Annotated in this window: 23 protein-coding genes; 4 read left to right on the forward strand and 19 right to left on the reverse strand. The window is 52.8% G+C overall.

Annotation, left to right across the window (positions count from 1 at the left end):
• Positions 1–38: 38 nt before the first annotated feature.
• The gene (locus tag ACH5Y9_RS03265; protein WP_445368502.1) at positions 39–3,197 is read left to right on the forward strand and encodes a response regulator; all 3,159 of its coding nucleotides are present in this window, start codon (positions 39–41) and stop codon (positions 3,195–3,197) included.
• Positions 3,198–3,310: 113 nt separating this feature from the next.
• Here the strand turns inward: ACH5Y9_RS03265 and bfr are convergent, their stop codons facing one another.
• From bfr to pta, 13 genes are all read right to left on the reverse strand, one after another.
• A complete protein-coding gene (gene bfr, locus ACH5Y9_RS03270; RefSeq protein ID WP_101055145.1) occupies positions 3,311–3,781 on the reverse strand; it encodes a bacterioferritin in 471 nt (156 codons plus the stop codon).
• 132 nt (positions 3,782–3,913) lie between these two features.
• Positions 3,914–4,888 carry a CobW family GTP-binding protein gene (locus ACH5Y9_RS03275; RefSeq protein WP_445369870.1) on the reverse strand — a complete coding sequence of 325 codons (975 nt, stop codon included), beginning with the start codon at positions 4,886–4,888 and terminating at the stop codon, positions 3,914–3,916.
• A 189-nt stretch (positions 4,889–5,077) separates the two neighbouring features.
• Positions 5,078–6,073, reverse strand: coding sequence for a CobW family GTP-binding protein (locus ACH5Y9_RS03280; protein WP_445368503.1), 996 nt, complete (start codon positions 6,071–6,073; stop codon positions 5,078–5,080).
• 10 nt (positions 6,074–6,083) lie between these two features.
• The gene (gene folE2, locus ACH5Y9_RS03285) at positions 6,084–6,872 is read right to left on the reverse strand and encodes a GTP cyclohydrolase FolE2 (protein ID WP_445368504.1); all 789 of its coding nucleotides are present in this window, start codon (positions 6,870–6,872) and stop codon (positions 6,084–6,086) included.
• A gap of 43 nt (positions 6,873–6,915) precedes the next feature.
• On the reverse strand, positions 6,916–8,601 hold the full coding sequence (locus ACH5Y9_RS03290; protein ID WP_101055151.1) for a formylmethanofuran dehydrogenase subunit A: 1,686 nt from the start codon (positions 8,599–8,601) through the stop codon (positions 6,916–6,918).
• A 10-nt stretch (positions 8,602–8,611) separates the two neighbouring features.
• Complete coding sequence (locus tag ACH5Y9_RS03295; protein WP_445368505.1) at positions 8,612–9,328, reverse strand: DUF1826 domain-containing protein; 717 nt, start codon at positions 9,326–9,328, stop codon at positions 8,612–8,614.
• A 9-nt stretch (positions 9,329–9,337) separates the two neighbouring features.
• Complete coding sequence (locus ACH5Y9_RS03300; protein ID WP_445368506.1) at positions 9,338–10,123, reverse strand: ZIP family metal transporter; 786 nt, start codon at positions 10,121–10,123, stop codon at positions 9,338–9,340.
• Entirely contained in the window at positions 10,120–10,365 is a 246-nt protein-coding gene (locus ACH5Y9_RS03305; RefSeq protein ID WP_445368507.1) for a hypothetical protein, read from the reverse strand. Before ACH5Y9_RS03305 ends, ACH5Y9_RS03300 begins: the two co-directional genes overlap by 4 nt.
• Positions 10,358–11,575, reverse strand: coding sequence for a zinc metallochaperone GTPase ZigA (gene zigA / locus ACH5Y9_RS03310; RefSeq protein WP_445368508.1), 1,218 nt, complete (start codon positions 11,573–11,575; stop codon positions 10,358–10,360). The genes ACH5Y9_RS03305 and zigA overlap by 8 nt, the downstream gene beginning before the upstream one ends.
• Before the next feature lie 80 nt (positions 11,576–11,655).
• Positions 11,656–13,686: a TonB-dependent receptor gene (locus ACH5Y9_RS03315; RefSeq protein ID WP_171695955.1), complete on the reverse strand. Its 2,031-nt coding sequence runs from the start codon at positions 13,684–13,686 to the stop codon at positions 11,656–11,658.
• Positions 13,687–13,963: 277 nt separating this feature from the next.
• Positions 13,964–15,169, reverse strand: coding sequence for an acetate/propionate family kinase (locus ACH5Y9_RS03320; protein ID WP_445368509.1), 1,206 nt, complete (start codon positions 15,167–15,169; stop codon positions 13,964–13,966).
• Between the two features lie 24 nt (positions 15,170–15,193).
• Positions 15,194–15,721 carry a DUF2380 domain-containing protein gene (locus ACH5Y9_RS03325; RefSeq protein WP_445368510.1) on the reverse strand — a complete coding sequence of 176 codons (528 nt, stop codon included), beginning with the start codon at positions 15,719–15,721 and terminating at the stop codon, positions 15,194–15,196.
• Positions 15,718–17,847 carry a phosphate acetyltransferase gene (pta, locus tag ACH5Y9_RS03330; protein ID WP_445368511.1) on the reverse strand — a complete coding sequence of 710 codons (2,130 nt, stop codon included), beginning with the start codon at positions 17,845–17,847 and terminating at the stop codon, positions 15,718–15,720. Before pta ends, ACH5Y9_RS03325 begins: the two co-directional genes overlap by 4 nt.
• 250 nt (positions 17,848–18,097) lie before the next feature.
• Here pta and ACH5Y9_RS03335 point away from each other — a divergent pair, with 250 nt between their 5' ends.
• Together ACH5Y9_RS03335 and ACH5Y9_RS03340 are read left to right on the forward strand one after the other, a co-directional pair.
• A complete protein-coding gene (locus ACH5Y9_RS03335; RefSeq protein ID WP_445368512.1) occupies positions 18,098–18,742 on the forward strand; it encodes an FHA domain-containing protein in 645 nt (214 codons plus the stop codon).
• Between the two features lie 4 nt (positions 18,743–18,746).
• Positions 18,747–19,136, forward strand: a complete 390-nt coding sequence (locus ACH5Y9_RS03340; protein ID WP_445368513.1) for a PilZ domain-containing protein — start codon at positions 18,747–18,749, stop codon at positions 19,134–19,136.
• Positions 19,137–19,159: 23 nt separating this feature from the next.
• On the opposite strand, the gene ACH5Y9_RS03345 is transcribed toward ACH5Y9_RS03340, so the two are convergent.
• Genes ACH5Y9_RS03345 through ACH5Y9_RS03365 form a run of 5 tightly spaced genes read right to left on the reverse strand, consistent with a single transcriptional unit; the run spans position 19,160 to position 23,330 of the window.
• Complete coding sequence (locus ACH5Y9_RS03345) at positions 19,160–19,636, reverse strand: protein disulfide oxidoreductase (protein WP_445368514.1); 477 nt, start codon at positions 19,634–19,636, stop codon at positions 19,160–19,162.
• Positions 19,637–19,638: 2 nt separating this feature from the next.
• On the reverse strand, positions 19,639–20,373 hold the full coding sequence (locus ACH5Y9_RS03350; RefSeq protein WP_445368515.1) for a M48 family metallopeptidase: 735 nt from the start codon (positions 20,371–20,373) through the stop codon (positions 19,639–19,641).
• Complete coding sequence (locus tag ACH5Y9_RS03355; protein ID WP_445368516.1) at positions 20,370–21,041, reverse strand: transglutaminase-like cysteine peptidase; 672 nt, start codon at positions 21,039–21,041, stop codon at positions 20,370–20,372. The genes ACH5Y9_RS03350 and ACH5Y9_RS03355 overlap by 4 nt, the downstream gene beginning before the upstream one ends.
• On the reverse strand, positions 21,028–22,932 hold the full coding sequence (locus ACH5Y9_RS03360) for a bifunctional diguanylate cyclase/phosphodiesterase (RefSeq protein ID WP_445368517.1): 1,905 nt from the start codon (positions 22,930–22,932) through the stop codon (positions 21,028–21,030). The genes ACH5Y9_RS03355 and ACH5Y9_RS03360 overlap by 14 nt, the downstream gene beginning before the upstream one ends.
• 5 nt (positions 22,933–22,937) lie before the next feature.
• Positions 22,938–23,330: a group II truncated hemoglobin gene (locus ACH5Y9_RS03365; RefSeq protein ID WP_033155379.1), complete on the reverse strand. Its 393-nt coding sequence runs from the start codon at positions 23,328–23,330 to the stop codon at positions 22,938–22,940.
• Positions 23,331–23,456: 126 nt separating this feature from the next.
• Here ACH5Y9_RS03365 and ACH5Y9_RS03370 point away from each other — a divergent pair, with 126 nt between their 5' ends.
• Positions 23,457–24,125 carry a Bax inhibitor-1/YccA family protein gene (locus tag ACH5Y9_RS03370; RefSeq protein ID WP_171695947.1) on the forward strand — a complete coding sequence of 223 codons (669 nt, stop codon included), beginning with the start codon at positions 23,457–23,459 and terminating at the stop codon, positions 24,123–24,125.
• Between the two features lie 193 nt (positions 24,126–24,318).
• Here the strand turns inward: ACH5Y9_RS03370 and ACH5Y9_RS03375 are convergent, their stop codons facing one another.
• Positions 24,319–24,459 carry a hypothetical protein gene (locus ACH5Y9_RS03375; RefSeq protein ID WP_155931185.1) on the reverse strand — a complete coding sequence of 47 codons (141 nt, stop codon included), beginning with the start codon at positions 24,457–24,459 and terminating at the stop codon, positions 24,319–24,321.
• Between the last annotated feature and the right edge of the window lie 202 nt (positions 24,460–24,661).

Consider the following 24,661-nt stretch of genomic DNA (forward strand, 5'->3'; position numbering starts at 1 on the left):
GCGTATTACTTAGCCGCCATGATGATCGTGATGGGTCTATGAATCCTGAATTGAAATTACTGATTATCGAAGAATTACAGGCTGATTATCTGGCCCTGGTGCACCACTTGCAGCAGAACGGCCTAAGCGTGGCATGCCGGCGGATAGATAGCCGCGCGGCGCTGGCGCTGGCTTTGCAAGACGACTGGGATTTGGTGCTGTCGGATTACGCGATACCGGGAATGGATATTCGCGATACCTTGCAATTCATTCAAACGCACAGTAAAGATTTGCCGGTTATTCTGGTCTCCGCCAGCGTCGGCGAAGAAGTCGCGATGGAGTTGTTACGGCTGGGGATGGTCGATTTCGTGTACAAGGACAATCCGGTCCGCTTGGTGCCTTCCCTGCTCAGAGCGGTCGAGGAACGCGATCAACGCCGGTTAAGGCGTGAAGCGGAGCAGGCCTTGCGGCAAAGCCAGGAGCAAGCGCTGTTAGAGCAGCATCAGGCGCAACTGGCGGCCTTAAATTTGATGGAAGATGCCATCGCGGCCCGCCAGCGCGCGGAAGCTGCCGCGGAAGCCTTGCGCGCGAGCGAACGGCGTTTAATGCTGGCGCAGGAGGGGGCGCATGTCGGGATTTGGGATTGGGATATTGTCAATGATCGCGGTTATTGGTCGCCGGAATGCGAGCGGCTGTATGGCTTGGAACCCGGCAGTGTGCGGTTCAACGCCGACTGGCGCGCAAGAGTGCATCCGCACGATCAGCATTTGATTGATGCACAGTGGGAAAGCCGCATTTTGCGTGGCGAGGCGTTCGAGGTGGAGTTTCGCTATATTTTGCCAACCGGCGAAACGCGATGGCTGAGCAGCAAGGGCCGTGCGCAATACGATGCCGCGGGTAAACCGATCATGCTGTTTGGGGTCAATCTGGATATTAGTGAGCGCAAACAAACCGAACAGCAACTGCGTAAGTTGGCGCAGGCGGTGGAACAAAGTCCGGCCAGTATTATCATCACCAACCTGAACGGCGATATCGAATACGTTAACGAGGCGTTTTTGCAGGTGAGCGGCTACCGGCGCGACGAGGTCATCGGCCGTAATCCGCGCATATTGCAATCGAAAAAAACCCCGCCGGAAAATTATCGGGCGCTGTGGACCGCACTGGGCTGTGGTCAGACCTGGAAAGGCGAATTTATCAATAAACGCAAGGACGGTAGCGAGTATGTGGAATTTGCCATTATCGTGCCAATCCGTCAGGCCGACGGCATCGTAACCCATTTTGTTGCGGTACAGGAAGACATCACCGAGAAGAAACGTGTGGCGCTGGAGCTGGATCAGTATCGGCACCACCTGGAAGATTTGGTGACCAGCCGCACGGCCGAACTGGAAGCGGCGAAACTGTTGGCCGATGCCGCCAATCAAGCCAAGAGCGCCTTTTTGGCCAATATGAGTCACGAGATTCGTACCCCCATGAATGCCATCATCGGCTTGACTTATTTGCTGCGGCAAAGCAGTCCCAATCCGGAACAAAGCGAGCGTTTGGACAAAATCGATGGCGCTGCCCAACATCTATTGTCGATTATTAACGACGTGCTGGATTTATCGAAGATCGAAGCCGGCCGGCTGGAGCTGGAGCAAACCGATTTTTCCCTGGCGGCGGTATTGGACCACATTCGTTCCATTATCGCCGATCAGGCGCGGGCCAAGGCCTTGAGCATAGAGGTGGATGGGCAGGGCGTTCCGCAATGGCTGCGCGGGGATCCGATGCGTCTGCGCCAAGCGATGCTCAACTACGCCACCAATGCCGTGAAGTTTACCGAACGCGGTTCGATCCGGTTGCGGGCGATGGTGCAGGAGGAAACCGCCGCGGGCTTGCTGCTGCGCTTCGAGGTGAACGATTCCGGAATCGGTATAGAAGCGGAGCAACAAGCCGGTTTATTTCAGGCTTTCACTCAGGCCGATGTGTCGACCACCCGCAAATATGGCGGGACAGGCTTGGGCTTGGCGATTACCCGCCGTCTGGCGAATATGATGGGCGGCGATGCCGGCGTCGATAGCGTATTGGGCGAAGGCAGTTGCTTTTGGTTTACCGCCCTGGTTCAACGCGGGCACGGCGTCATGCCTTTACACCCCAGTGAAAAGCCCGTCGACGCGGAAATGGCGTTACGCCGAGATTACGCCGGCGCACGTTTGCTTTTAGTGGAAGATAATCCGATCAATCGGGAAGTGGCGCTGGAGTTGTTGCATGGCGTGGGTTTGGCAGTGGATACCGCCGAGAACGGGCGAATCGCCCTCGAAAAAATCGGCGAGAACGCCTACGATCTGGTGTTGATGGATGTACAGATGCCGGAAATGGACGGTCTGGAGGCGACGCGGGCGATACGTGCGCAGCCGAGTTTTGCCGGCTTGCCGATTTTGGCCATGACTGCCGCCGCGTTTGAGGAAGACCGGCATGTTTCGCTCGCTGCGGGTATGAACGATTTTGTCGCTAAACCGGTGATTCCGGAAGATCTTTACGCAGCCTTGTTGCGCTGGTTGGCACCGCGTTCTGATCCGCGTCCCCTGAGGCCCGATAAAGCGGAGGCAGGGCGATTTTCGGCAAAAACAGGGGCAACGGACGATACGCTGCCGCCGGCTTTGCTGGCCATCAGCGGCTTGGACACCAAGCAAGGCCTGGCTGTAGTGAAGGGCGACGTGGATAAATATCAACGATTGTTGAGTATGTTTGCCGATGCCCACAATGAAGACTTGAAACAAGTTCAGGCCTACTTGGTTGATGGCAAATCCGCCGAAGCAAAACGCATCAGTCACTGCTTAAAAGGCGTTGCCGGCACGTTGGGTGCCAAACAGGTTGCCGATTTAGCGGCTAAATTGGACCGGGCGATAGCCGAGAGCAGCGATTTGGCGGTCTGCATGGAGTTGGCGGCGTTGTGCGACAGCGAATTGACGCATTTGGTTCGCGCTATTCTGGATTTACCTTCCCAACCGGCAAGCAGCGACGCGGATGAGGAAATTATCGACGCGGAAAATATGCGCCAAGTCGTAGCCGCGCTGGCAAGTCTTTTGGCAATTGGCGATGCGCAAGCCAGCCGTTTGGCGCGGGAATACGCCGTGTTGCTGCGGTCAAAATTGGGGGCTGCATATCCGGATTTTGCCAGGCAAATCGAAGCGTTCGACTATCAAGCTGCTTTATTGCTTTTACAAGCTGCGGATTTGTAAGGCTGTAAGCTGAGTGAGGTTTTAAAACTATGGGCTGTCAATCGGTAGCAGCTGGCATAAAAAAGCCGCAGTCACTAAAAGCGACCGCGGCTATTGCTGTGCAAAGTGCCGAGTCAGGATATTTGCGATTGCAGATAATTTGGCAAACCAATCATATCAATCAAGCTCAATTGTTTTTCCAACCAGTGCGCATGATCTTCCTCGGTGTCGTCCAGCATCACTTCCAGAATTTCCCGGGTTTGGTAATCGCGCACGGTTTCGCAATAGGCGATGACTTTACGCAAATCCGCAACCACTTTGTATTCCACCGCCAGATCGTTTTTCAGCATCTCCGGCACGTTGGTGCCGACCGCCAGCGGTTCGCGTTTGGATAAATCCGGCGTGCCTTCCAGAAACAAAATTCGCTTGATCAAGGCATCCGCATGGTTGGTTTCGTCTTGAACCTCGTGATTGATGCGTTCGTATAATTTGCTGAAGCCCCAGTTTTCATACATCCTGGAATGAATAAAATACTGGTCTATTGCGGTCAGTTCGCCTGCCAGCAATTCGTTTAAGTGAGCTATGACTTGTTTGTCGCCTTGCATATGCCGCCTCCCGGATAAATTTGCTAATGCCCTGGGCTATGGTAATACAAAATGCCGCCGGATATTGGGTTTGCGTAGATTCCCGCTGGGCCATTGTCACCCCGGTCCTTAAATACCGTTTGGTTTAATAAATCAATGCAGCTTGATAGCGTTCCCGCTAAGCAGCGGAACAAAAGCCTTGTTTAGATCGGTAGCAAGTGCGGTTGGCTCGCCATTAACGATGAATATCAGCCGGCTGCGGCGGTCGTCGCTTGTTCTGGCGGTTAATGGGGTAGGTGGGTACAGTCGAGTGCCGGCTGCCTGAATCACCATCGGTTCGGTTTGTTCGGCAAGATAAACCACGCCTTTGATGCGCAATAAGTCTTGTGGGTGGCGGTTAAGCAGCTGTTGGAGGAGGGTTTGCAGGTGCTGCCAGGGCAGAATTTGTTCCAGATGCAGCGAGATACTGCGAAAGTTATGTACCGGTAACGGGCCGGCAGGAGGCAAGCGGCGCAAGCTTGGGCCTGCTTTAGTCAGCAGGCTAAGTGCATGAAAGTCTTCTGCCGTCAGTCTGGGCGTGGCCGGCGCTAGAACTTGCAAACGGGTTGCCAACGCGGCTTGCTGGTCGGCATTGCTTACGTCGGCAAGGGTCAGCAATAAGGTATCGGCCCAAGCCACCTGCGCCCGCGCTTCGGCAAAACTGTCCAGCTGTGCTGCAGCCGAGGGTATGGCCAAGGTAGTGATGACGTTTTGCAAATGATAACGGCCAGCCAGCCAGCGCTCGCGCAACAGGGTATCCAGAATCGGTTCCGGGCTGGCGATGCCGCTGGCTTCGATAATCATGCGTGCGAAAGGTTTGCTTGCCGCTTGCTCCCAGGTCATCCACAGGTTTTTTAACGTGGGCGCCAGCGCGCCTTTGACCTTGCAGCACAGACACCCGCCGGACAGCACGGTCAGCGGCAGATTTTGGTTTGCCAACAAATCCTGATCGACCGGTATTTCGCCGAACTCGTTTATCACCACGGCGGTCTTTACCCCGTCAGCCAAAAATCGATTCAACAAGGTGGTTTTGCCGCTGCCGAGGAAGCCGGTGAGCACAAAAACAGGGATTTTGTCTGGATCGGGCATTTTCAAGTGGTCGCCGCTTTCTTCATGAAAAGCTGTGATTACGAGGTCCAAGCGAATACAAATTTAATTTACCTATTCGGACCGGTTATCTGTAAAGGCGAATTATGCCTGTTTTTTGAACCGGAACGTCAACGACAACTGCTGACTGGCCTGCTGCCCAGTGACCAATAACCCATTCAGCGACTTTGTTTAAACGCCTACCCGGCAAGAAGCCAAGGCCTCCAGCATATCCTCCTTGGGTAAGTTGCGACCGATAAACACCATACTCGATTCCCGTGCTTCATCGGCTTGCCAAGGGTTGCCGAAAGTCTCGGTCATCAGCATATGCACACCTTGATAAATCACTTTTTGTTCGCAGCCGGCGATGTTAAGAATGCCCTTGTAGCGGAGCAAGTCGTTGCCGTAGTCGCGGATCATGATGTTCAGGAATGCCAGAATCCGCGCGGCATCCAGAGGCCGGTCGGTTTGGTAGACCAAGGCACGGATGTCGTCCTCGTGCTCGTGGCTGATGTCTTCCAGAAAATCCGGTTCGATTTTCAAAATGTCATCCAGATTAAAGCCGTCGATATCCAGAATATCGCCGAGTTCAGTTTGGCCGAAATGCACGTGTTTGATCGGCGCTCTGGGATTCATGGCCCGAATGCGGGTTTCCAGATCCAGAACAATTTCCGGCTCCTGGAGGTCGGTTTTCGATAGGAGAATCCGATCAGCAAAGCCGACTTGCTCTTGCGCTTCGTGGTGTTCGGCTAGTTGGTGGTGGGCGTGCACGGCATCGACGACGGTGATGATGGCGTCCAGCTGGTAGTTTTCGGCAATGTTTTCCTCGATGAAAAAGGTTTGCGCAACCGGAGCCGGATCCGCCAAGCCAGTGGTTTCGATGATCACTCGTTCAAATTGGAGTTCTCCAGATTCGCGGCCGTCGCTGAGTTCGCCGAGAATACGCACCAAGTCGCCGCGCACGGTGCAACAAATACAGCCGTTATTCATGGTGACGATTTGTTCGTCGGCTTGCATCAAAAGCTCGTTATCGATACCGGCTTCGCCGAATTCGTTTTCTATCACCGCAATCCGTTTGCCGTGGTCTTCGCTAAGAATTCGGTTAAGCAAAGTGGTTTTGCCGGCACCGAGAAAGCCGGTGAGAATGGTCACCGGTACGGGGTAGTTACGTTTGGGGTTGGCTTTCATAGGGCCTCCGTCAGGATGGGGAATTGACACGCTGTATCAGTGCATAAGCTGAGTGATTATGGATAGACTCGAAGTTTTCCGATTCGACGCTGTAACTGATGATCCGTGGCTCTGCGTTCAAGCGGGCGGCTACATCGCGCACCATGTCTTCGACAAATTTGGGGTGGTCGTAGGCGTATTCGGTGACGTATTTTTCGTCCGGGCGCTTCAACAGACCATAGATTTGCGAGGAGGCTTCGGCTTCTACCAGCGTGATCAGTTCTTCAAGCCAGATAAACGACTTGGCCTCTACAGTCACGCTGACGTGTGAGCGTTGATTATGGGCACCGCGTTCGGAAATTTCCTTGGAGCAAGGGCACAGACTGGTGACCGGCACAATCACCTTAACTTTGATGCGACAGCCGGCGTTATCGATTTCGCCAATAAAACTGACTTGATAGTCCATTAAGCTGCGGACGCCACTGACCGGCGCTGCTTTATCGATGAAGTAGGGAAAACGCATCTCGATATACCCGGATTCGGCCTCCAATTTGGCGAGCATGTCCTGCAGCATCGCCGGAAATGAGGCAATGCTGATTTCCCGGTCGTGATCGTTCAAGATTTCCACAAAACGGGACATATGGGTGCCTTTGAAGTCGTGCGGCAAATTGACGTACATCGCAAAGTGCGCAACGGTGCGCTGTTCGCCGCCACTTTTCTCTTTGACCCGGATCGGGCGCAGAATGTCTTTGATGCCGACTTTGTCGATGGCAATGCGCCGTGTGTCAGGGCGGCCTTGAATGTCTTCGATAGGGAGCATGAGTTTACGTGAATTATTCAGGATTTTTGTGTTCGTCCGCTTATCAGCGGTGCACCCTAAACCGGGGGCGTTCTGCGAAGTCGGCATCGTTGATGGCGAAATTGTTAAGTTTCAAACTGTAGAACCGGTTGAAATGATCTTGCACCGTCCGCGTGATGCGGGCATCGTAATTGGGTTGCAGCATTTGAGCTCGGCCGCTTGGCCGCGCCACGACCACGCCGTTTTGCACCACTAGTTCACCGTGTTTAAACATTAGAGCAGCATTGGCGAACATGGCAGCGATATTTGCTTGGGGATGGGTAGTAAATGCACCGGTGATCGGATCGCACCTGCCAATACCCGCCGGGTCGTAGACGGCAATGTCGGCTATTGCCCCCGGCGCCAGATGACCGCGATCATGCAAGCCCAATAGCTTTGCGGCAGCACTGCGGGTCATGGTTGCAATTTCGTTTAAGGTAAATTCGCGCTTGAGGTTGGGCAATAAGGTCATCGCCAGCGCTTCTTGATTTAAGCCTGCCATATAGGCCTGGCGGTAATCGGCGTCCATCAACAGTCGAATCAATTCTGGGTAGGCGGTAAACGGTGCGCCGTTCGGGTGGTCGGTGGTAAAGAATAAACGCTCCGGGGCTTCTGCAAGCAAAAACAGCTCCAAGCCGATGGCCCATTGCAAGGTGTTGACGAAACTGGCTTCCCGGTATCGGTAAGGCACCACGCCGCCGGAACCTTCACACTCGGCGTCCCACATTACCCATTTATTGGGGCTGGCATCCGCGTGGCGGCTGTATTGAGCGATGACATCGCCGGAAATGGTCACGGTCTGGCCGAACAGCACCTGGCCGACATCCATGGTGATATTCGGATGGCGGTTGAACGCTTCCAGAAGTTGCGCGGCTGCAGAGGAAAAGCCCTTGCTGCCGTCCTTGCCGTAGGCGTAGAACTGGACGTGGGCTAGATGCATAGGCAGTCCTTGCGCGGCTGCCATGGTGTCTATGATGGTTTCGATATTTCCTGGAATACCCAAGTTGTTGCAATGCACATGTACCGGGTGTGGCACGCCTAGTTGGCATACGGCAGTTTGCAAGGTTTGCAGAATTTGCCGGGAGCTGACGCCGTAGTCGGGGACAATGTCATCCAAAGCGAATTGGCGGGCATTGCTTTTAAAGGCGTTGGCACCACCGGCGTTGATGACTTTCAAGCCCAGCGCGCGGGTAGCGTTTAAAGTCCAGGCTACGTAGTCGTTGATTTGGTTTTGGCTGGCTTTGGCTCGTATCAGTCGCAACAACAAGTCGTCGTTACCCAGAATAGCCAGGGCGGCCGTATCCATAATGGGAATATCGGCCATCTGCAAATGCACGTCCAAGGCATTGACCGGTAACATGGCCGGTTCGACCACCGTGGTGTAGCCCATGCGCGCGTAGCGGTAGCCGGTGTCGGTGGTCGACCATTTCGCTGTGCTGAAGGGATGACGCAAGCGCCGTTCCATGTGATTACGGTGTTGTTCAGGCAACAACAGGCGTGCGGTGTTGACGTTGCCGCCGGCAATATGGCTGTGAATATCCACCGCGCCGGCCATGACAATCTGGCCGGATACGTCGTATACCTGATCGAACTTGGCGTCGGGGCCCGGGTCGGCAGTGATTACGCCATCACGGATAAATAGATCGTGCGATTCACCTTGCCGGTTTTGTGCGGGATCGTAGAGGTGTCCGCCTGCTAATTTGATCAGCAATGCCGCACCCTCACAGCATATCCAGCGTCAGTACCAAGCGCCTCGGCTGCACCGCCGTTGGCGTAGGTGATCGATGCACAAAACCCTGGCCTTCGTTACCTTCCCAGGCTTCGCCTTTCATCAGGCCCACGGCATAGGCGGGCATGCGCCGAATCGCCGTTTGGTCGGCGATCAAACCGGACTGCGCATCATCCAGGCCGCCACTGCCCATCCCCAGTTTTCGTCGATCCAGCGCATATTCCGGTAGCCATTCGGTGCCGATGCCGCCGTAACTACAAATCATCCGCGCGGGCACTCTATCCACGTGAAAGCGCGGACACATGGCGGTTTTCAAGGTCCTTAGGCGCAAGCCGGTTTGCTTGAGTTCGAATAGCTCGCAGAACGCCGTCGTCAATAGTTTGATGTCTGCCAGCCATGTGTCATAGCCATCGAGTTGGCTGGCTTGCGGCCACAGGTTTGTATAGTTGAAATCAGATGGATTGACGGGCTGACTGAGTTCCAAGGGGCCGAATAGCTTCAAGGCTTGATAGATAAAGCCTTCAATCGTGGCCGGCAATGGTCGTTCTATTAAGCAAAAGTTCACGTCGTCCTCGTAGATGCGCGTCAAATCCACGAAGTTTGTGGAGACGACGGTGCGGATCGATGGCCGATACGAAACGGGCTGGAAGGATGTGGGGCCGGCTAACGGCGACAGGGATGATTGACGAAAGGGTATGCGGGCAAACACAAAAACTCCTTAACTAGCGATCAGGAACTGTTCGAAAAATACGATGAATTGCATAAACACGATGCCGAAACCAAACGCGGCGGTTTGTCCGCTCAGGCTGGGAAAACTGCATGGTTCGTGTAATACCGGAATCAGATCGGAGGCGGCGATATAAATAAAGCCGCCGGCAGCGATGGGTAACAGCAGCGACAAGGAAGATTCGGCTAACTGGCTGAGTAACAAGGTAAAAATCGCTCCCGGCAAAACGGTCAGCGAGCAATAAAAGTTGTAGAGTACGGCTTGCTTGGGTGCATAGCCGCCGCGCAGCAGGGCGCCAACATCCCCGAGTTCCTGCGGGACTTCGTGGGCGATAATGGCCAGGGTGGTGGTCAATCCCAGCGCCGGATCAGCGAGAAAACTGCCGGCGATCAAGATGCCGTCGACGAAGTTGTGCATGGCATCGCCGATCAGATTCATTTTAGCCAATGGCATGACCTCACCACCGGTTGGCGTGCTGTCGACATTATGATCGTGCCGCCAGCGCACCAATTTTTCCAATACAAAGAAACCGAATACACCCACCAATACCGTCAGGCAGACATCGCTGACACTGCCGTGGCGGTCTATGGCATCGGGGATCAAATGAATAAAAGCATCGCCCAGGAGTACGCCGACTGCCAGCGCGACTAGATACGGTACTACCCGATGCAAGGCGTCGGGTTTCAGCCACAATGCAAATAAGCTGGACAACGAGCAAAGGCTGACGGCGAGACAGGCCGCAATGGCGCCGGCCAAAGTGCTGATAGCGATAGTCATGTGCGATGGGGTGTTTTGGCTTTGAGCGAGTGGAATGTGTGCTGAGAACTGTAAATAAATCCGGCTAATTTGTTCGGCAAGGCATGGGTAGCAAAATGCGCCAGCATGAACCCCAACACAGTCAAAAACAGTTTTGACAGCACACGTTTGGAGGGCGGTCTGTCAATCAAGGGCAAGACAATGGCCAGAATAAGCAACAATCCAATGCCGATGATATGCAGATAGCTGTCGATGCTAGCCATCGGCAAACCACTGCGGAAATTCATCTTGATAGTGTCGCCAAACTGCCGGGCCGGCTGCCAGTTCGGCGTCGGTTAACAGGCACTCGTCCAATTCGCGGCGCACTTGGTCGGCATTGAGGTTTTGACCGATAAACACCAGTTCTTGACGACAGTCGCCGTAGGGTTTGGCCCATTGTGACTGGATGTCCAGCAGATAGTCTTGCGGCCATTCCTGGCGCGGTACTGTCGCCCACCAGCGACCCGCCAAACCATGGTGCATCACGCCGCCCGCTTGTGACCAGCTGCCGGCGTGATCCGGTCGCGATGCCAACCAAAAAAAACCTTTGGAACGCAACAAGGTGCCGTTATCCCAATCGCCGTGGTGCAGATGATCATAGAAGCGCTGCGGATGAAAGGGGCGCCGGGCGGTGTAAACGAAGCTGCTTATGCCGTATTCCTCGGTCTCCGGTTTATGTTCGCCCCGCAATTCTTTTAACCAGCCTGGGGCTTGCTCGGCTTTTTCGAAATCGAACAAGCCGGTGTCGAGTACTTTGCTTAAATCGACCTGACCCATCACGATAGGGAGGATTTCCGCATCGGGGTTGAGGCTGTGTAACACCGCTTTTAGGTTGATAAGCTCGTCGCTGGCGATCAGATCAATTTTGGAAATCAGAATGACGTTGGCAAATTCAATTTGATCGACCAGCAAATCGGCGACGTTACGTGCGTCGTCTTCGCCGAGTGATTCGCCGGTTTCTTTTAAACTCAAGGCTTCCAGGTAATTGCGCATAAAGTTGACCGCGTCCACCACGGTGACCAGCGTATCCAGGCGGGCAATGTCCGATAAACTCAATCCCTGTTCGTCGCGAAACGTGAAGGTTTCCGCAATCGGCAAAGGCTCGGCAATGCCGGTGGATTCGATTACCAAGTAATCAAAGCGGCCATCCTTGGCCAAGTTGCCGACCTCAATCAGCAAGTCCTCGCGTAGCGTGCAGCAAATGCACCCGTTGCTCATTTCGACCAGTTTTTCCTGGCCACGATTCAGTTGTACTTGGTTTTTGACCGTTGCCGCATCGATATTCACCTCGCTCATGTCGTTGACAATTACGGCCACTCTTAAATTCTCCCGATTGTTGAGGATGTGGTTCAACAAGGTGGTTTTACCCGCACCGAGGAAGCCGGATAGCACGGTGACAGGGAGTTGTTTGGCTGGTGCGGATGCGAGGGTCATGGTGTTTTGGATGATATATTGTAGCGTTTGCTTGGCCAAAAAAAGGCGCTGTCGAAAAAAACAGCGCCGGTTTCAGCGTTCTAATAACTGACTCTAAAGCCTACTTCCGCGCCGCGTCCGGCTTCCGGCGCAAAGTTTCGCAAGTAAGATGTCGAGTTGCGGATGTTTTGATCCAGCAAGTTGTTACCTTTGGCGAACACCATCAGTTTGGCGTCTTTATAGGCCTGGACCTGATAGTTGGCGCCGACATTCAGCAAGAAATAGCCCGCGGTGGAAGTTTCGAAATCGCCGGCATGGGGCTGAGATTCGGCACGGGTAAAGCGCAAATAGGTGGATAATTTGTCCCGGTTGAAATCCAGTTGTAGGCCGTAGCGCAAGGGCGGCATGCGCGGTACGTCGCTGCCGTTGAGAAATTCGCCGCGGGTGTAGTCGCTGAATAAAGTCATTTCCAATAAGCCAACCTGGTTTTCCATCATGGGCATAATCAGTTTGGCTTCGTAGCCTTTGAAGATGGCGTCGTGTTGTCCGCTGGTAACCAAAGGCACGCAATCCGCCACGCAGGGATTGCCGTCTTGATCGACGAATTCACCGCTGCGTTGCTGGAAAATATAATCGCTAGCCCAGTTGTGGAATAAGTCGAATTCGGCGCGTAACCAGTCGGTTTTGAAGCGGTAACCCAGATCCAGGTTGTAGGAGGTTTCTTCTCGCAAACCCAGGTCGCCTCTGTCGTAACTGCGGGTGGCGTCATGGTAGCCGTCGGACAGCAGTTCCTGGACTTGCGGGGCGCGCGAGGAGCGCGTGACTGCCAGATTCAGGCTGTTGCGATTATCCAGTTTCCAAACGGCAGAAGCCGACGCGCTGACGGGCGTGTAGCTGAGATTGGCGAAACCGTCCGGGCGAATATCGGTTTGTTCGACGCGCGTGCCTAGTTGATAGGTCACCGCGCCAATATCGAACGATTCCACGGCAAATACACCGTAACTGCTGATGTCCGAACGCGGGACGATGCTGTCGCCGGTGAGTTTTTCGATCGCATTAAAATCGCTGGCTTGGGCTTGAAAACCCACCACGCCGCGCAACGGTCCCAAGTCTTGGTGAGCCATTTCCATGCGGCCTTCGTAAGACTGGTTGGTGTAATAGGCGCCGGGCTCGCCGTTGGCAATTTCGGTGTGTTGGTAATCGGTGTAACCCAGCCGAGTACGCAGACTTTTCGCGAAGCGGAACGGGTTGTTTAATTCGCTTTTAAAGTCGTATTTGGTTTGCCGCATCGCGATGCTGACGGTTTCGTCGCCGGTGCCGTCGGGCGCGATGGCGTAATTGTTATTTAGATTATTGATGGATACGCCCGCAAAACCGGGGGCACCGATCCAGGACAAGCCGGCCGAGCCGCTGATCGCTTCGGCGCCGGTGTTGTTTAGATAGCCTTTGGGGTTGTCGACAATCGCCAAGCTGGGATCGGTGATGGCCACTTTAGCGGTGTCTATGCCGCTGCCGCCGATGTCCAGATTGTTGCGGTGGCGGTAAAAACCGTCCAGGTGGTAAGCGATGTTGTCCTTGCCGCCCTCGACTTTCATCGTGGTGCTGGTTTCATCGGAAGTGGAATCGAAGCGTTGTTCGAGCGCCGCACCTACCAGTTTGTCGAACTGGCGGCCTGGGATGCGGTTATCGATGACGTTAACCACGCCGCCCATCGCGCCGCTGCCGTAGAGTAGGGTGGCCGGGCCGCGCAGGACTTCGATGCGCTCCGCCAGCAGCGGTTCGACGCTGGTAGCGTGGTCGGGGCTGATCGCCGAGACATCATTGCTGCCGATGCCGTTGCTCAAGACTCTCACCCTCGGGCCGGCCTGGCCGCGTATCACCGGGGTGCCGACGCCGGGGCCGAAAGATTGGCTGCTGATACCCAATTCGTTTTTTAAAGTATCGCCGATGCTGTGGCCGGTCTTCATACGTAAATCGTCGTCGCTCAACACGGTGACCGGTACCGGACTGTCCGATTTTTTATCTTGCAGCGGTGCCGTGACGATAATTTCGTCTAGTGCTTGAATCGCAAGTTCTTCGGCCAACAAAACCGGGGATGGCAGCATTAAAATTAGGGCAGCGGTTTTTTTCATGAGTAAGTCAAGCTGTCAGTAAAGATGTGCAAAGATGTTATATTGTAACGCACATGAATGCAATATTATCACATTGGTTTTTTTGCGGCCTATTTGAAGATTTGCGTTTGAAGCGTGGTGAAAACAACAAGCTGACAGTAACAATCCCGAAGGGCGGCGCGGGCCGCTTTCGAGATCATAGGGTTGAAATGTTAGGGAAATGTTTCTTTGAGCTACGGGATGAAATACTTATTCCCGGCTGAGTTGGTAACGCCTAGTAGTTTGTGCCTACGGCCGGCTAATTTAGGGCGTGCTTTTGTTCCAGGCATTGCTGGGCCTGGATGGCAATTTCCAGTTCCTCGTTCGTGGCAATCACCAATATCGCCACGCCGGCGTTGGCTGGGCTGATGTTGTCGCATGGTTTCACCGGTTTTTGGTTTCTTTCCGGGTCCAAGGCAATACCGAAGATTTGCATTTCCAGACAGACGTGTTCGCGCAGCCAAGCGTCGTTCTCGCCGATGCCGCCGGTAAATACCAAGGCATCGACCCGGCCCAGCACCGCAAAATAAGCGCCGATGTATTTTTTGATGCGATAGGCGTACATCGCTAATGCCAGCCGGGCATGATCGTCGCCGGCTTCCGCCATCCGGTGTATCGCCCGCATATCGTTTTCGCCGCAAACGCCTTTGCAGCCGCTTTCTTTGTTTAACAAGGTTTCTATGGCCTCATTGGACAAATTCAGCGTGCGGCTTAGATAAAAATGGATGGCCGGATCGATGTCGCCGCAGCGGCTGCCCATCATCAAACCTTCCAGCGGCGTCATACCCATCGAGGTATCGATACTCCGACCGTTTTGGATGGCGGTGACGCTGGCACCGTTGCCAAGGTGCAAAGTGATCAGATTGGTGTCAGACAACGGTTTGCTAAGATACTGCGCGGCTTGCTCGGCAACATAGCGGTGCGAGGTACCGTGGAAGCCGTAACGTCTGACGCCATGATCGGTATAAAGATGGTTGGGCACGGCATAGCGATAGGCATAATCGGGCAGGGTTTGATGAAACGCCGTGTCGAATACCGCCACTTGCGGCGTATCGTCCATTTGCCGGATGGCTTCCTCAATGCCCAAAAGATTGGCAGGGTTATGCAGCGGCGCCAATGGGATCACTTCGGCAATGCGCTGCATCACTTGCGCATCGATTAAGGCCGGTTCACGAAAATGTTCGCCGCCATGCACCACCCGATGACCAATGCCGGCCAGTTCGCGGCGGTCGGTCAAAACGCGGCAGGCAGCCAGTGTTTCGAACAACAATTGCAAGGCTTGTTGATGGTTGCGGCAATTGATTTCGTCACGTGTCCGGTCATTATTCGCCAGCGCATAACTATGGCTAGCGGCATCTTCGCCGATGCGTTCGATGATACCTGCGATCAATACCGAGCGATCAGACATGTCGAATAAGCTGTATTTGACCGATGAGCTGCCGGCGTTAAGCACCAGAATTTTCATGAATATCTCGAAAGTGTGAGGCGATTAATGGGCAAGTTTCGCCGGTGGTGGCGGACTGTAGCGGCGATCAAGATCATGGTCGATTTTAGTCGTCAGGCTTTCCACGGCTTTGATGGTAAGGCTGGCGTTGGGGCCTTTGGATTCGGAAATGTAGTCTCCGATCAATTTACCGTCGTCCACTTTGACTAAACGTCCCATCAGATAGGCGAACAAAAAACTGGGTTTATGTAGCCGTCCAACCAAAATGTAGTCCGCTTGAAATTGCTTGCCCAACTGCGCGGCCGCATCGGCATGGTCGAATAAATAGCCGACGCCACTGTTGGCGGCTTGCTGTACCTGGTTCGGGATGGCTACGATCACGTAGCCGGCGTGCTTTAACTCTTGCTCCAGCAGCGGTTTGATTGACGCGGTTCTTTGCAATTCAGCGGGGACGCCGGGCGCCAGAGTTAGGTCTTTCAATTCAAAATCCAGAACGGCGATGCGGGTTTGCGCCAGTGAGTTAAAGCTCAGCATGCAAAACAGCAAACTGCTTAATAGGGTTTTTCGCATCATGTTTTGTCGGCTTCCTGGGCTTGAATCGCGGTGATGACCACGGTGTTGACGATGTCTGTGACTGTGCAGCCGCGGCTTAAATCATTGACTGGTTTGTTCAGGCCTTGCAGGATAGGGCCGACGGCGATTGCGCCGGAGGAACGCTGCACCGCTTTATAAGTGTTGTTGCCGGTATTGAGGTCCGGAAAAATTAATACGGTGGCGCGGCCGGCGACTTGGCTGTCGGGTAGTTTGGTTTTAGCGACGCTGGCGTCCACGGCGGCATCGTATTGCATCGGGCCTTCCAGCAGGAGGTCCGGACGCAGACTTTGGGCGATTTTGACGGCGTCTCTGACTTTATCCACCGCCTCGCCTTTGCCGGATTCGCCGGTGGAGTAGGACAGCATCGCAACCCGCGGCTCAATGTTGAACATTCGTGCGGTTTCGGCGGCGTTAATGGCGATGTCGGCCAATTGCGCGGCGTTGGGATTGGGGATCACTGCGCAATCGCCGTAAACCAATACGCGATCTTCCAGGCACATAAAAAACACGCTGGAAACAATTGACGCGCCGGGCCTGGTTTTGATGATTTCGAAGGCTGGACGAATGGTATGTTGCGTCGAATGCACCGCACCGGAGACCATGCCGTCAGCGTAATCGAGATGTATCATCAATGTCCCGAAATAACTGGGATCGGCCATTAGGTCGAAGGCGGTATCGTAAACGATGCACCGGTGTTTACGGGCTTGGTAATAGGTTTCCGCGAACAACGGCCGCAGATCCGATTTAATCGGGTCGATGATGTTGACATTGTCCATCTTCAAGGCCATGGCCTGAATTTTCTGGCGGATCTCGGCTTCGTTACCCAGTAGGGTGATTTTCACCACATCGCGCAGCAGCAAAATCTCCGCCGCGCGCAGAATCCGTTCTTCATTACCTTCCGGTAGCACGATATGTTGCTTCTTGGCTTTGGCGCGCTGCAACAGATCGTACTCGAACATCAGCGGCGTGATTTTATGCGAAACCTTGCTGCACAGCCGCAACCGCAGTTCCACCATATTCATGTTACTTTCGATTAGTCCCAGCGCGGTGGCAATCTTCCGGTCATCTTGCGAATGCAGGCGGGCGGTGACCTGGCTGACCTGCATAGCCGTGGTGAAGGTGTCGGAATCGACGCCGAGTACCGCAAACGGTGTGCCGCCCAGGCCATCGATCAATTTTTGCACTTGCGGGGCAGGCTGTTGGTGGCCGGTTAATATCAAGCCGGCGATCTGCGGATAGTTACTCGAGTTGTAGGCCATCAGGCTGGCCATGATGATGTCCGATCTATCGCCAGGCGTGATGATCAAGTCGCCGGTTTCCACATAGTCCAGAAAGTCCGGCACCAACATGGCCGCCACTTTGTAGTGGTAAACCTCCCGGCTCATGGTGGCGCTTTCTCCGGAAAACACTTTAGCGCCGATAACCTTGGCAATGTTGCCGACGGTAGGTTTTTCCAGGGACGATTCGGCAGGCACCACGTACACCGGAAATTCGTTGGAATGATTCAAGCTGTGGCGTAGGCTGGCAATTTGATTTTGCGCGACACCGATGATGACTGTGGCCAGCGATTCGCAATCGTGCTCGTGCATGGAATGTTTCAGGCTGGCCAAACCGTTTAAAATTTGTTCGTCGCTGCGGTTTTCGCCCTGCATAACCGGCATCATCAGGCAGCCCAAATTGTTGGCGACATCGGCGTTGAAATCGAATTCGGAAATGGCATTGCCGTGTCGATAGTCGCTGCCGACGCAGAGCACATGATCGCAACGGGCCTTTAAGGCCCGGTATTTAGCCAGAATGGTTTTCAGCAGTTCGTCGTACTGTTCGTTTGCCAAGAGCTGCCTGGCTTCCGCGCTGGTGCAGCCATACATGGCATCGTACGGCATGGAGAGCTGATAGCGGTGGCTAATGAATTGAATCAAATCGTCTTTGTCGGTATCGCTTTGAATAATGGGCCGAAAAAAACCGATATTGTCGGCGTAGCCCGATAACATTTCGATGATGGCCAACATGATCAAGGATTTACCGTTACCCTCGTCGACACCGGCAATATAGATGTCTTGCGAAATCAAGGGCTCGCTTGGTGCATGGGGCTGAGTTGGATTCATGATCGATGACTTAATGTATTGATGGGAAAGTCTAACCGTGGATGTTGCCACATGGCGCGCCGCTTGGCGACTGTATATTTTTATTTATTCGGACATCGCGGACGTGTTAGAAGCATGCAAATAGTCTTTGGCTATCATAGGTTTGGATTTAAAAAATAATGTAATATCAAAATAATTATTGATTAATCTGCAAGCTTGGCTTTAATGGCTATACTACTAGCCGGGCGCAGGGATTACTTGAACAACAGAGATGGCGAAATTTACCGTTTATTTTAAAGACAATGCAATCCATACAGGTGTTTTTGATTCTGGTGTAGTGCATATTGGTCGTGATGAAACCAATGACCTAGTGGTTGATAGTCTTGCCGTCGCGCCCGCGCATGCCGTTGCCGTGATTAAAGACGGCACTTGTGTTCTCAAGCAATTGAACGAAAAATTTCCGCTGTTGGTCAACGATCAGCACACCAAAGAATGGAGTCTGCAAAACAACGACATCATCAATATCGGCAAGCACTATATCGTCTACCACACGACCGATGAGTTTTCGGAAAAAGTCCTGGTATCGACGCCAGCCGACTTTGGCGATGCAGACGTGCGGGCCTTAAATGAAAAGCTGGAAGATGCGGTCAAATCCCCCGAAGCCAATTTGCAAGTATTGAACGGCATGCATATCGGTCGAATTCTGCGCTTGAAGAAAGCCATGACCCGCCTGGGCCACGAAGGCGCAGGGGTTATTGTGATAGCCAGACGCAAGGACGGCTATTTCCTTTCCGCCTTGCAAGGGCATGAGGGGCTGGCGATTAACGATGAGCCCTTAGGCGACCGCACCGTACAGTTGCAGCGCAACGATGTGATTGTCGTTGACAGTACCTCAATGCAATTTTTCTTGGATTAAGCGTATGACATTTGAAAAAAGCGATGATAAACGCCGTTTTCACAGGATTTTTTACCATACGGGCGCTGTGTTAACCGGTTCGGGTCAAACCTATCCTTGCAAAATTATTGATCTGTCCCTGCGCGGTTGCCTGTTGGATTGTGAGCAGCCCTTAGCCGGTCAGGCCGATACTTTATATAACTTGAAATTCGATTTATCCGAAGAAATCAGTATCAGCATGGAAGTGGCAGCAACCCATGCCGATGCCAACAGGGTGGGTTTTAAATGCGTGCATATCGACATAGATAGCATTTCCAACTTACGCCGATTGGTGGAACTCAACCTGGGCGATAGCGAGCTGCTGGAGCGGGAGCTGGCGGCCTTGGGTGATTTAGCTGAACACGCTGATCATTGATTGAGATTGTTACTTCGATAAACTCAGCTCAATCCTGCCAGCCAAAGTCTAAAACGCATACCCCATTCCGACGTATAGCCTACTGTCGTAAAGACAATCTCGCCGGTGGCGTTAATAAAAAATACAGCCGGCACGCCTCTAATCCCATAGCGTTGACCGAGATTGCCGTTGTTGTCGTTCACAACCGGCCAGTTCAGTTGTTTGTCGTTCAGATAGTTCTGTAAGGTGCCGTCGTCGCCCGAGCGCACCGCTATAGTCACTCCCGGATAATCCCGCAGTACATTGCTGACGCTGCCCTGCATACTTCGGCATATCCCGCACCATTCCGCCCAGAAATACAACACAGCCGGCCCTTTACTTATGCGTGGCATAGGGTTTTCGCCGGTCAGCGTGGTTTGCACTATGGGCGGCGGGGTGCCGCTGACCAAATCCTGATGGACTAAAAATTGCCCCGCAAAGATAAACAGTGCCGCAAATATATAAAATCCCAATTTTTTCAAAATTACAGACCTTGCATCACGCTGGCGCCGTGCTGTTTTAGCCAGAGCCGGCGTTGTTTAAAGTCGGGTAGGTGTTCGCCAACCAATTGCCAAAAAGCCGGAGAATGATTTTTGTGTTTGATGTGGCAAAGTTCGTGGACTACCACGTATTCCAAAACGGCGGCCGGAGCCAGCATTAGTAGCCAATTCATATTGATGTCGTTTTGTGGACCGCAGCTGCCCCAGCGACTTTTTTGGGTTTTGATGCGGATGCTGCGCGGAAACAGGGCAAAGCGCGGCGCGTGCAGATCAACCCATTGCTGGACATGCTGTTTGGCCTGGTTTTTCATCCAACGTGTCAACGCTTGCTGGATCAGTGCGGAGTATTGTTCATCGGCAATCCCAACCGGTAATTTCACCCAAAACATCTCGTCGTTAAGCAACTCGATGCGGACCGTTTTGGCTTTGCCGGTGGTGATTTTTAGTGGTAAGCGGCGGCCTTGGTAGGGTATATGCGCGCCATCCCGATACTCGCTTGGTGCTAGCTTGGGGGCGGCGGTTTGCACTCTGCCGGCGACGCGCTTTAGTGCGGCTTCTATCCAGTCTTTTTGGGCTTGCACAAAATCCTGAATGTGCCGTTCGGACACTTTGAGCGGGGCTACCACTTCTATTTTGTCGGCGGTTACCACGATGCGTGTGTTTTTGGCCCGGCTGCTGCGGCGCAGCTTGTAAGGTAAGGGGGCGGTTTGCTTGTTCAAAAAGGCGATTCCAGCATTCTTAATTTAAGTTCGGTCCACATGCTCAAGCGGTCCGAACCGCCGACATGTTGCCCGGAGCCTTTGCTTTTGGCAAGCCATAAGCCGGTACCGTTAAAGCTGTATACGGGCTGTAAGTCGCTGCGCTGCGTAGCCGGGACTATGCTCGGCTTCAGATTGTCCAGCACCAAGGGTACCGCGCGCGGCGAGTCGAAATAGGTTAATACCATGTGCGCCTGATTCAGTTCCAAAGCCTTGACGTAGGTAATCCGCAATTTACTTTCATCGACGCCCATTTCTACCAAAGTAAAATATTTGGCGATGGAGTAATCTTCGCAATCGCCGGCGCCTTTAGCCAGAAACTCGGTAGGTGCCGCCCAGTAATCGGTTTTTTGCCACAGGATAATATCGTCAACAAACTCGACGTTACCGTTGAAAAAATTATTCACCCGCTCCAATTTCTCTGCTTCAGGCCAGCTCTTGCCGTTCTCGATCAAACTTTGCCAGTCCACAAAACGTTGCTTGGCGGCCGCACCGTATTTTTTTTCGACTCTATCCAGCAGACTCTGATCGATTAACAGGCCGGCTGCCAGCGCAATGCCGAAACACAGGCTGAAGGCGATAATAGCGATTTTGGCAGCGTTGAGTGCGCCCTTGTTAACGGCTGGCACCGACGATTCCTATCGCCTTTAAGCGGCGATAATCCTGATCCGATTGCACGTTTTCCGCCAAGATGGAAATATCCAGCAATGTGGAAATTTCTTGCATGGTTTGCACAAAAGCGTGTTTTTGCGAGGAACTGTCGATGCCGTTGCCGATGTCGCGGGCCAGGCGGATAAAGTCCGGTTTCAGGCGTTTGACCAATTCCGCCGACATGGATTGGGTTTCGAAGCGCTTGATCATCACCCGGGCGCCCCAAGCATGCACAGTCTCTATGAAGGCCTGATAGGCGCCTATATCCTTGACGACGGCATAAGCCGACAAACTGAATACCAGCTTTTTGGCTTCCGCCGGATTTTGTTTGATTAGTTTTTCCAACCAGAGCCGGAAATCGCTGTTTTTGATAGTGCGGGTCGATACGTTGACGGCGATGGCGTGCTCGATGTGATTGTGTTGAATATGATCTAGCGCGATGCGTATCACACCTTTATCCAGATCGACGATTTTGGCGAATTTTTCGGCAATCGAGATGAATGGACCGATGGCCACCAGGCCGCCCTGTTTATCGTGTACCTGAATGAAAGCCTCTTCCATCAACAGTTCGCCGCTACTGAATGCGGCGATCTGGCCAATATACCAAACCGAGTAACCGTCGTTATCGACGCAATCGAAGACCAAGTCCTTCCAGGTGGCAATATCACGCGCAAAATTATCGCCGGTGCGGATGAAATAACTGTTAGTGCCGATCAGATGCGCTTGTTCATAAGCTTCGTGGGCGGCTTCCAATAAAATTTCGGTGGTCAGCAGCGGATTGAAAGCAACCACGCCAATGTGGGCCAAATCGGTTTTTTGGTAACGTTCGCCTAATTCGGTTACTTCGTTGCTCAAGGTTTTCATCAACCCTTCCAATTGTTCCGAATTCCCAAGCTTCAGCACGAGTGCAAATTCGGCGCCATAGAATCGATAAGCTTTGCCGGCTTGTGCTCCAGCCAGATCGGCGATTTTTCCCAGGATGGCGGCAAACGCTTGTAAGAATTGATCGATCACGTCGCTATCGCGCTCTTTGACCAGATCGACCAAACTATCGATTTTTATCAAAACCACAAAGGCATCGGCGTCTTCCAATGCTAAATTTTTCATGTCGGTTTCGAACACGGACTTTTTATACAGCCCGGTCAAGTCATCGCGTAACAGGCTGGCGCCCATTTGATCCAGCTTGCCATGCAACGCTGCTATCGTGGTTTTGATCTTATGCGACATGGTGTTCATTGATGCCGCCACGTTGCGCACTTCGCGGGTCCAGGGCAAGGCTTCTATGCTTTCGAAATGGCCGTCGCTGATCTGCTGAGCCAGTAAATCGATTTTACTTAGCGATGCCAGCGTGACGCGCAATAACAAGGCTAACAAGGCAATGGATATTAAAAATGCCGCCAGGGAATAATAAAATCCGGATTTGGCTTGCTCATACAGTTTTAAATAGGCATAGCCGGAGTTGACTGTCACGTAGATCACGCCGCTCATGTTCCAGCCCGAGCTGATTTCGCTTTCGGCGGTGGCCGATGTCATGGGCAGCAGTTCGGTAAACCAGTCCGGCACGCCTTCTATGCGTTTGTCGCTGCTCAGGGCTACCAACTCTTTGTTGTCGGCGTCGACTAGCCTGATTTCCTTGTAATAACCCATATCAAAAATGGCGCTCATCATGGTTTTAATCACAGGATCGCGGTTATCGACCATGTAAGGGCTAAGCGATAGACCCAGCGAGGTGGCCGTATCTTGGGCATGGTTTTTTGATTCGCCTTCCAGATAGTCCTTGATGTTGTTGACGCTCAATGCGAAATTGACGCTGAAGATCATCAAAAACAGCGCGGATATCAGGATTAACAATTGTTTGGATAATGACATTTGGCTCAGCTTCCCGTGGCTTCTTGATTGATCATATGCGTCGCGAGTTGTTGTAAGGCGGTACGGATGTTTTCGCGCAGGCGTGGGTCTGTCTCAATTTCATCCAAGGCTTTGTTCATGCATAGCATCCATTGATCGCGCTCCGATTCGCCAATTTGAAACGGAAAGTGTCTGGCGCGCAGCATGGGATGGCCAAATTCTTCGATAAACAAATTGGGGCCGCCCAGCCAGCCGGAGAAGAACTTAAATAATTTGTCTTTGGCGCTTGCCAAGCTGGGGGCATGCATGGCCCGGATGCCCTGGGCTTCCGGCAGAATATCCATGTAAAAGTAGAATCTGTCGACCAGGCTGCGCAACGCATTCTCGCCGCCGATTAACTCGTAGGGGGTGGGGCTCATGTCCTATTTAACCTCGTATGTGCAATTTCTTTAGGTATACTAGCAGACGGTACCGACAATGCCTTGAAACTCCAGGGCCGTTGCGCGGTCATAGCATTACTTGTAACTTTGAGAGGATAACTGATCATGCGTTTAAATACTGCAACTGCTCGTTCGGAAGCCGGCATACTGGCGACCAATAAGGTTTTAAAGAATACTTATTTATTGCTATCGATGACTTTGCTGTTCAGCGCCGCTATGGCTGCGGTAGCCATGACGCTGGATTTGCCGCATCCGGGCTTGATTATCACCATGGTAGGCTATTTCGGCCTGCTGTTTTTAACCACCCGTTTTAGTAACAGTGCTTTGGGCTTGGTGTTTGTGTTTGCATTGACCGGTTTCATGGGGATGACCTTGGGGCCGATTTTAAACATGTATATACATGCGTTCAGCAACGGTCATGAACTGATTTTAACCGCACTGGGCGGTACCGGCGTGATTTTCCTTGGCTTGTCAGGTTATGCCTTGACCACCCGAAAGGATTTTAGTTTTATGGCCGGCTTCCTGATGGTGGGCGTTCTGGTAGCGTTCTTCGCGGGTTTGGCTGCGTTACTGTTCTCGGTGCCCGCGCTGTCCTTGGCGGTTTCCGCAATGTTCGTATTGTTGATGTCCGGTATGATTTTGTATCAAACCAGTGAAATCATCCACGGCGGCGAAACCAACTACATTTTAGCTACCGTGTCATTGTACGTGTCCATCTACAACCTGTTCACCAGCTTACTGCAACTGTTGGGCGTATTCGGTGGTAACGACTGATAATTCGGTCAAATGTCTTATCACAGTGCGTGCTAGACAAATCGGACTGTTAGAGCAACGTTGATAAAGAAAATGCCCCGTCGGGAAACCGGCGGGGCATTTTTTTTGAGTATGGGCATTAAAGCTGGGGGCGAGCGAAGGGCTGGTTTTCGCCTGTTACTTAACCCGTCCGCAAGGATGTATACGGGCCGCTTTAATGTTGTTCGGGGCTATACCAAGCTTCAGCTGCCATTTTGTACATTTCTTGAAAAATGACTTTCAATAATTGAAAAGCTGAAATAGCTATCAGCGCCCCGATAGTGACTCCGGCCATAGCGACAAGTGCAATTTTCATAATGCCTCCTCATTTGATCGAATAAAGTGTGAACAGCGTCTAAAAAAACCTCGCTTCGGGCGCGATTTTCCTATGTTAAACAAGGATTTCAAGTGGTTTTTAAACGACATCTGTGGCGCGATTTTTCAATGTTACGTATCTTCAGAGACTTAACATTGGACTTTAATGTTGTTTGCTAAAAATTTTTTTTTCAGAGGCTATG

The sequence above is a fragment of the Methylomonas sp. BW4-1 genome, assembly GCF_052474385.1.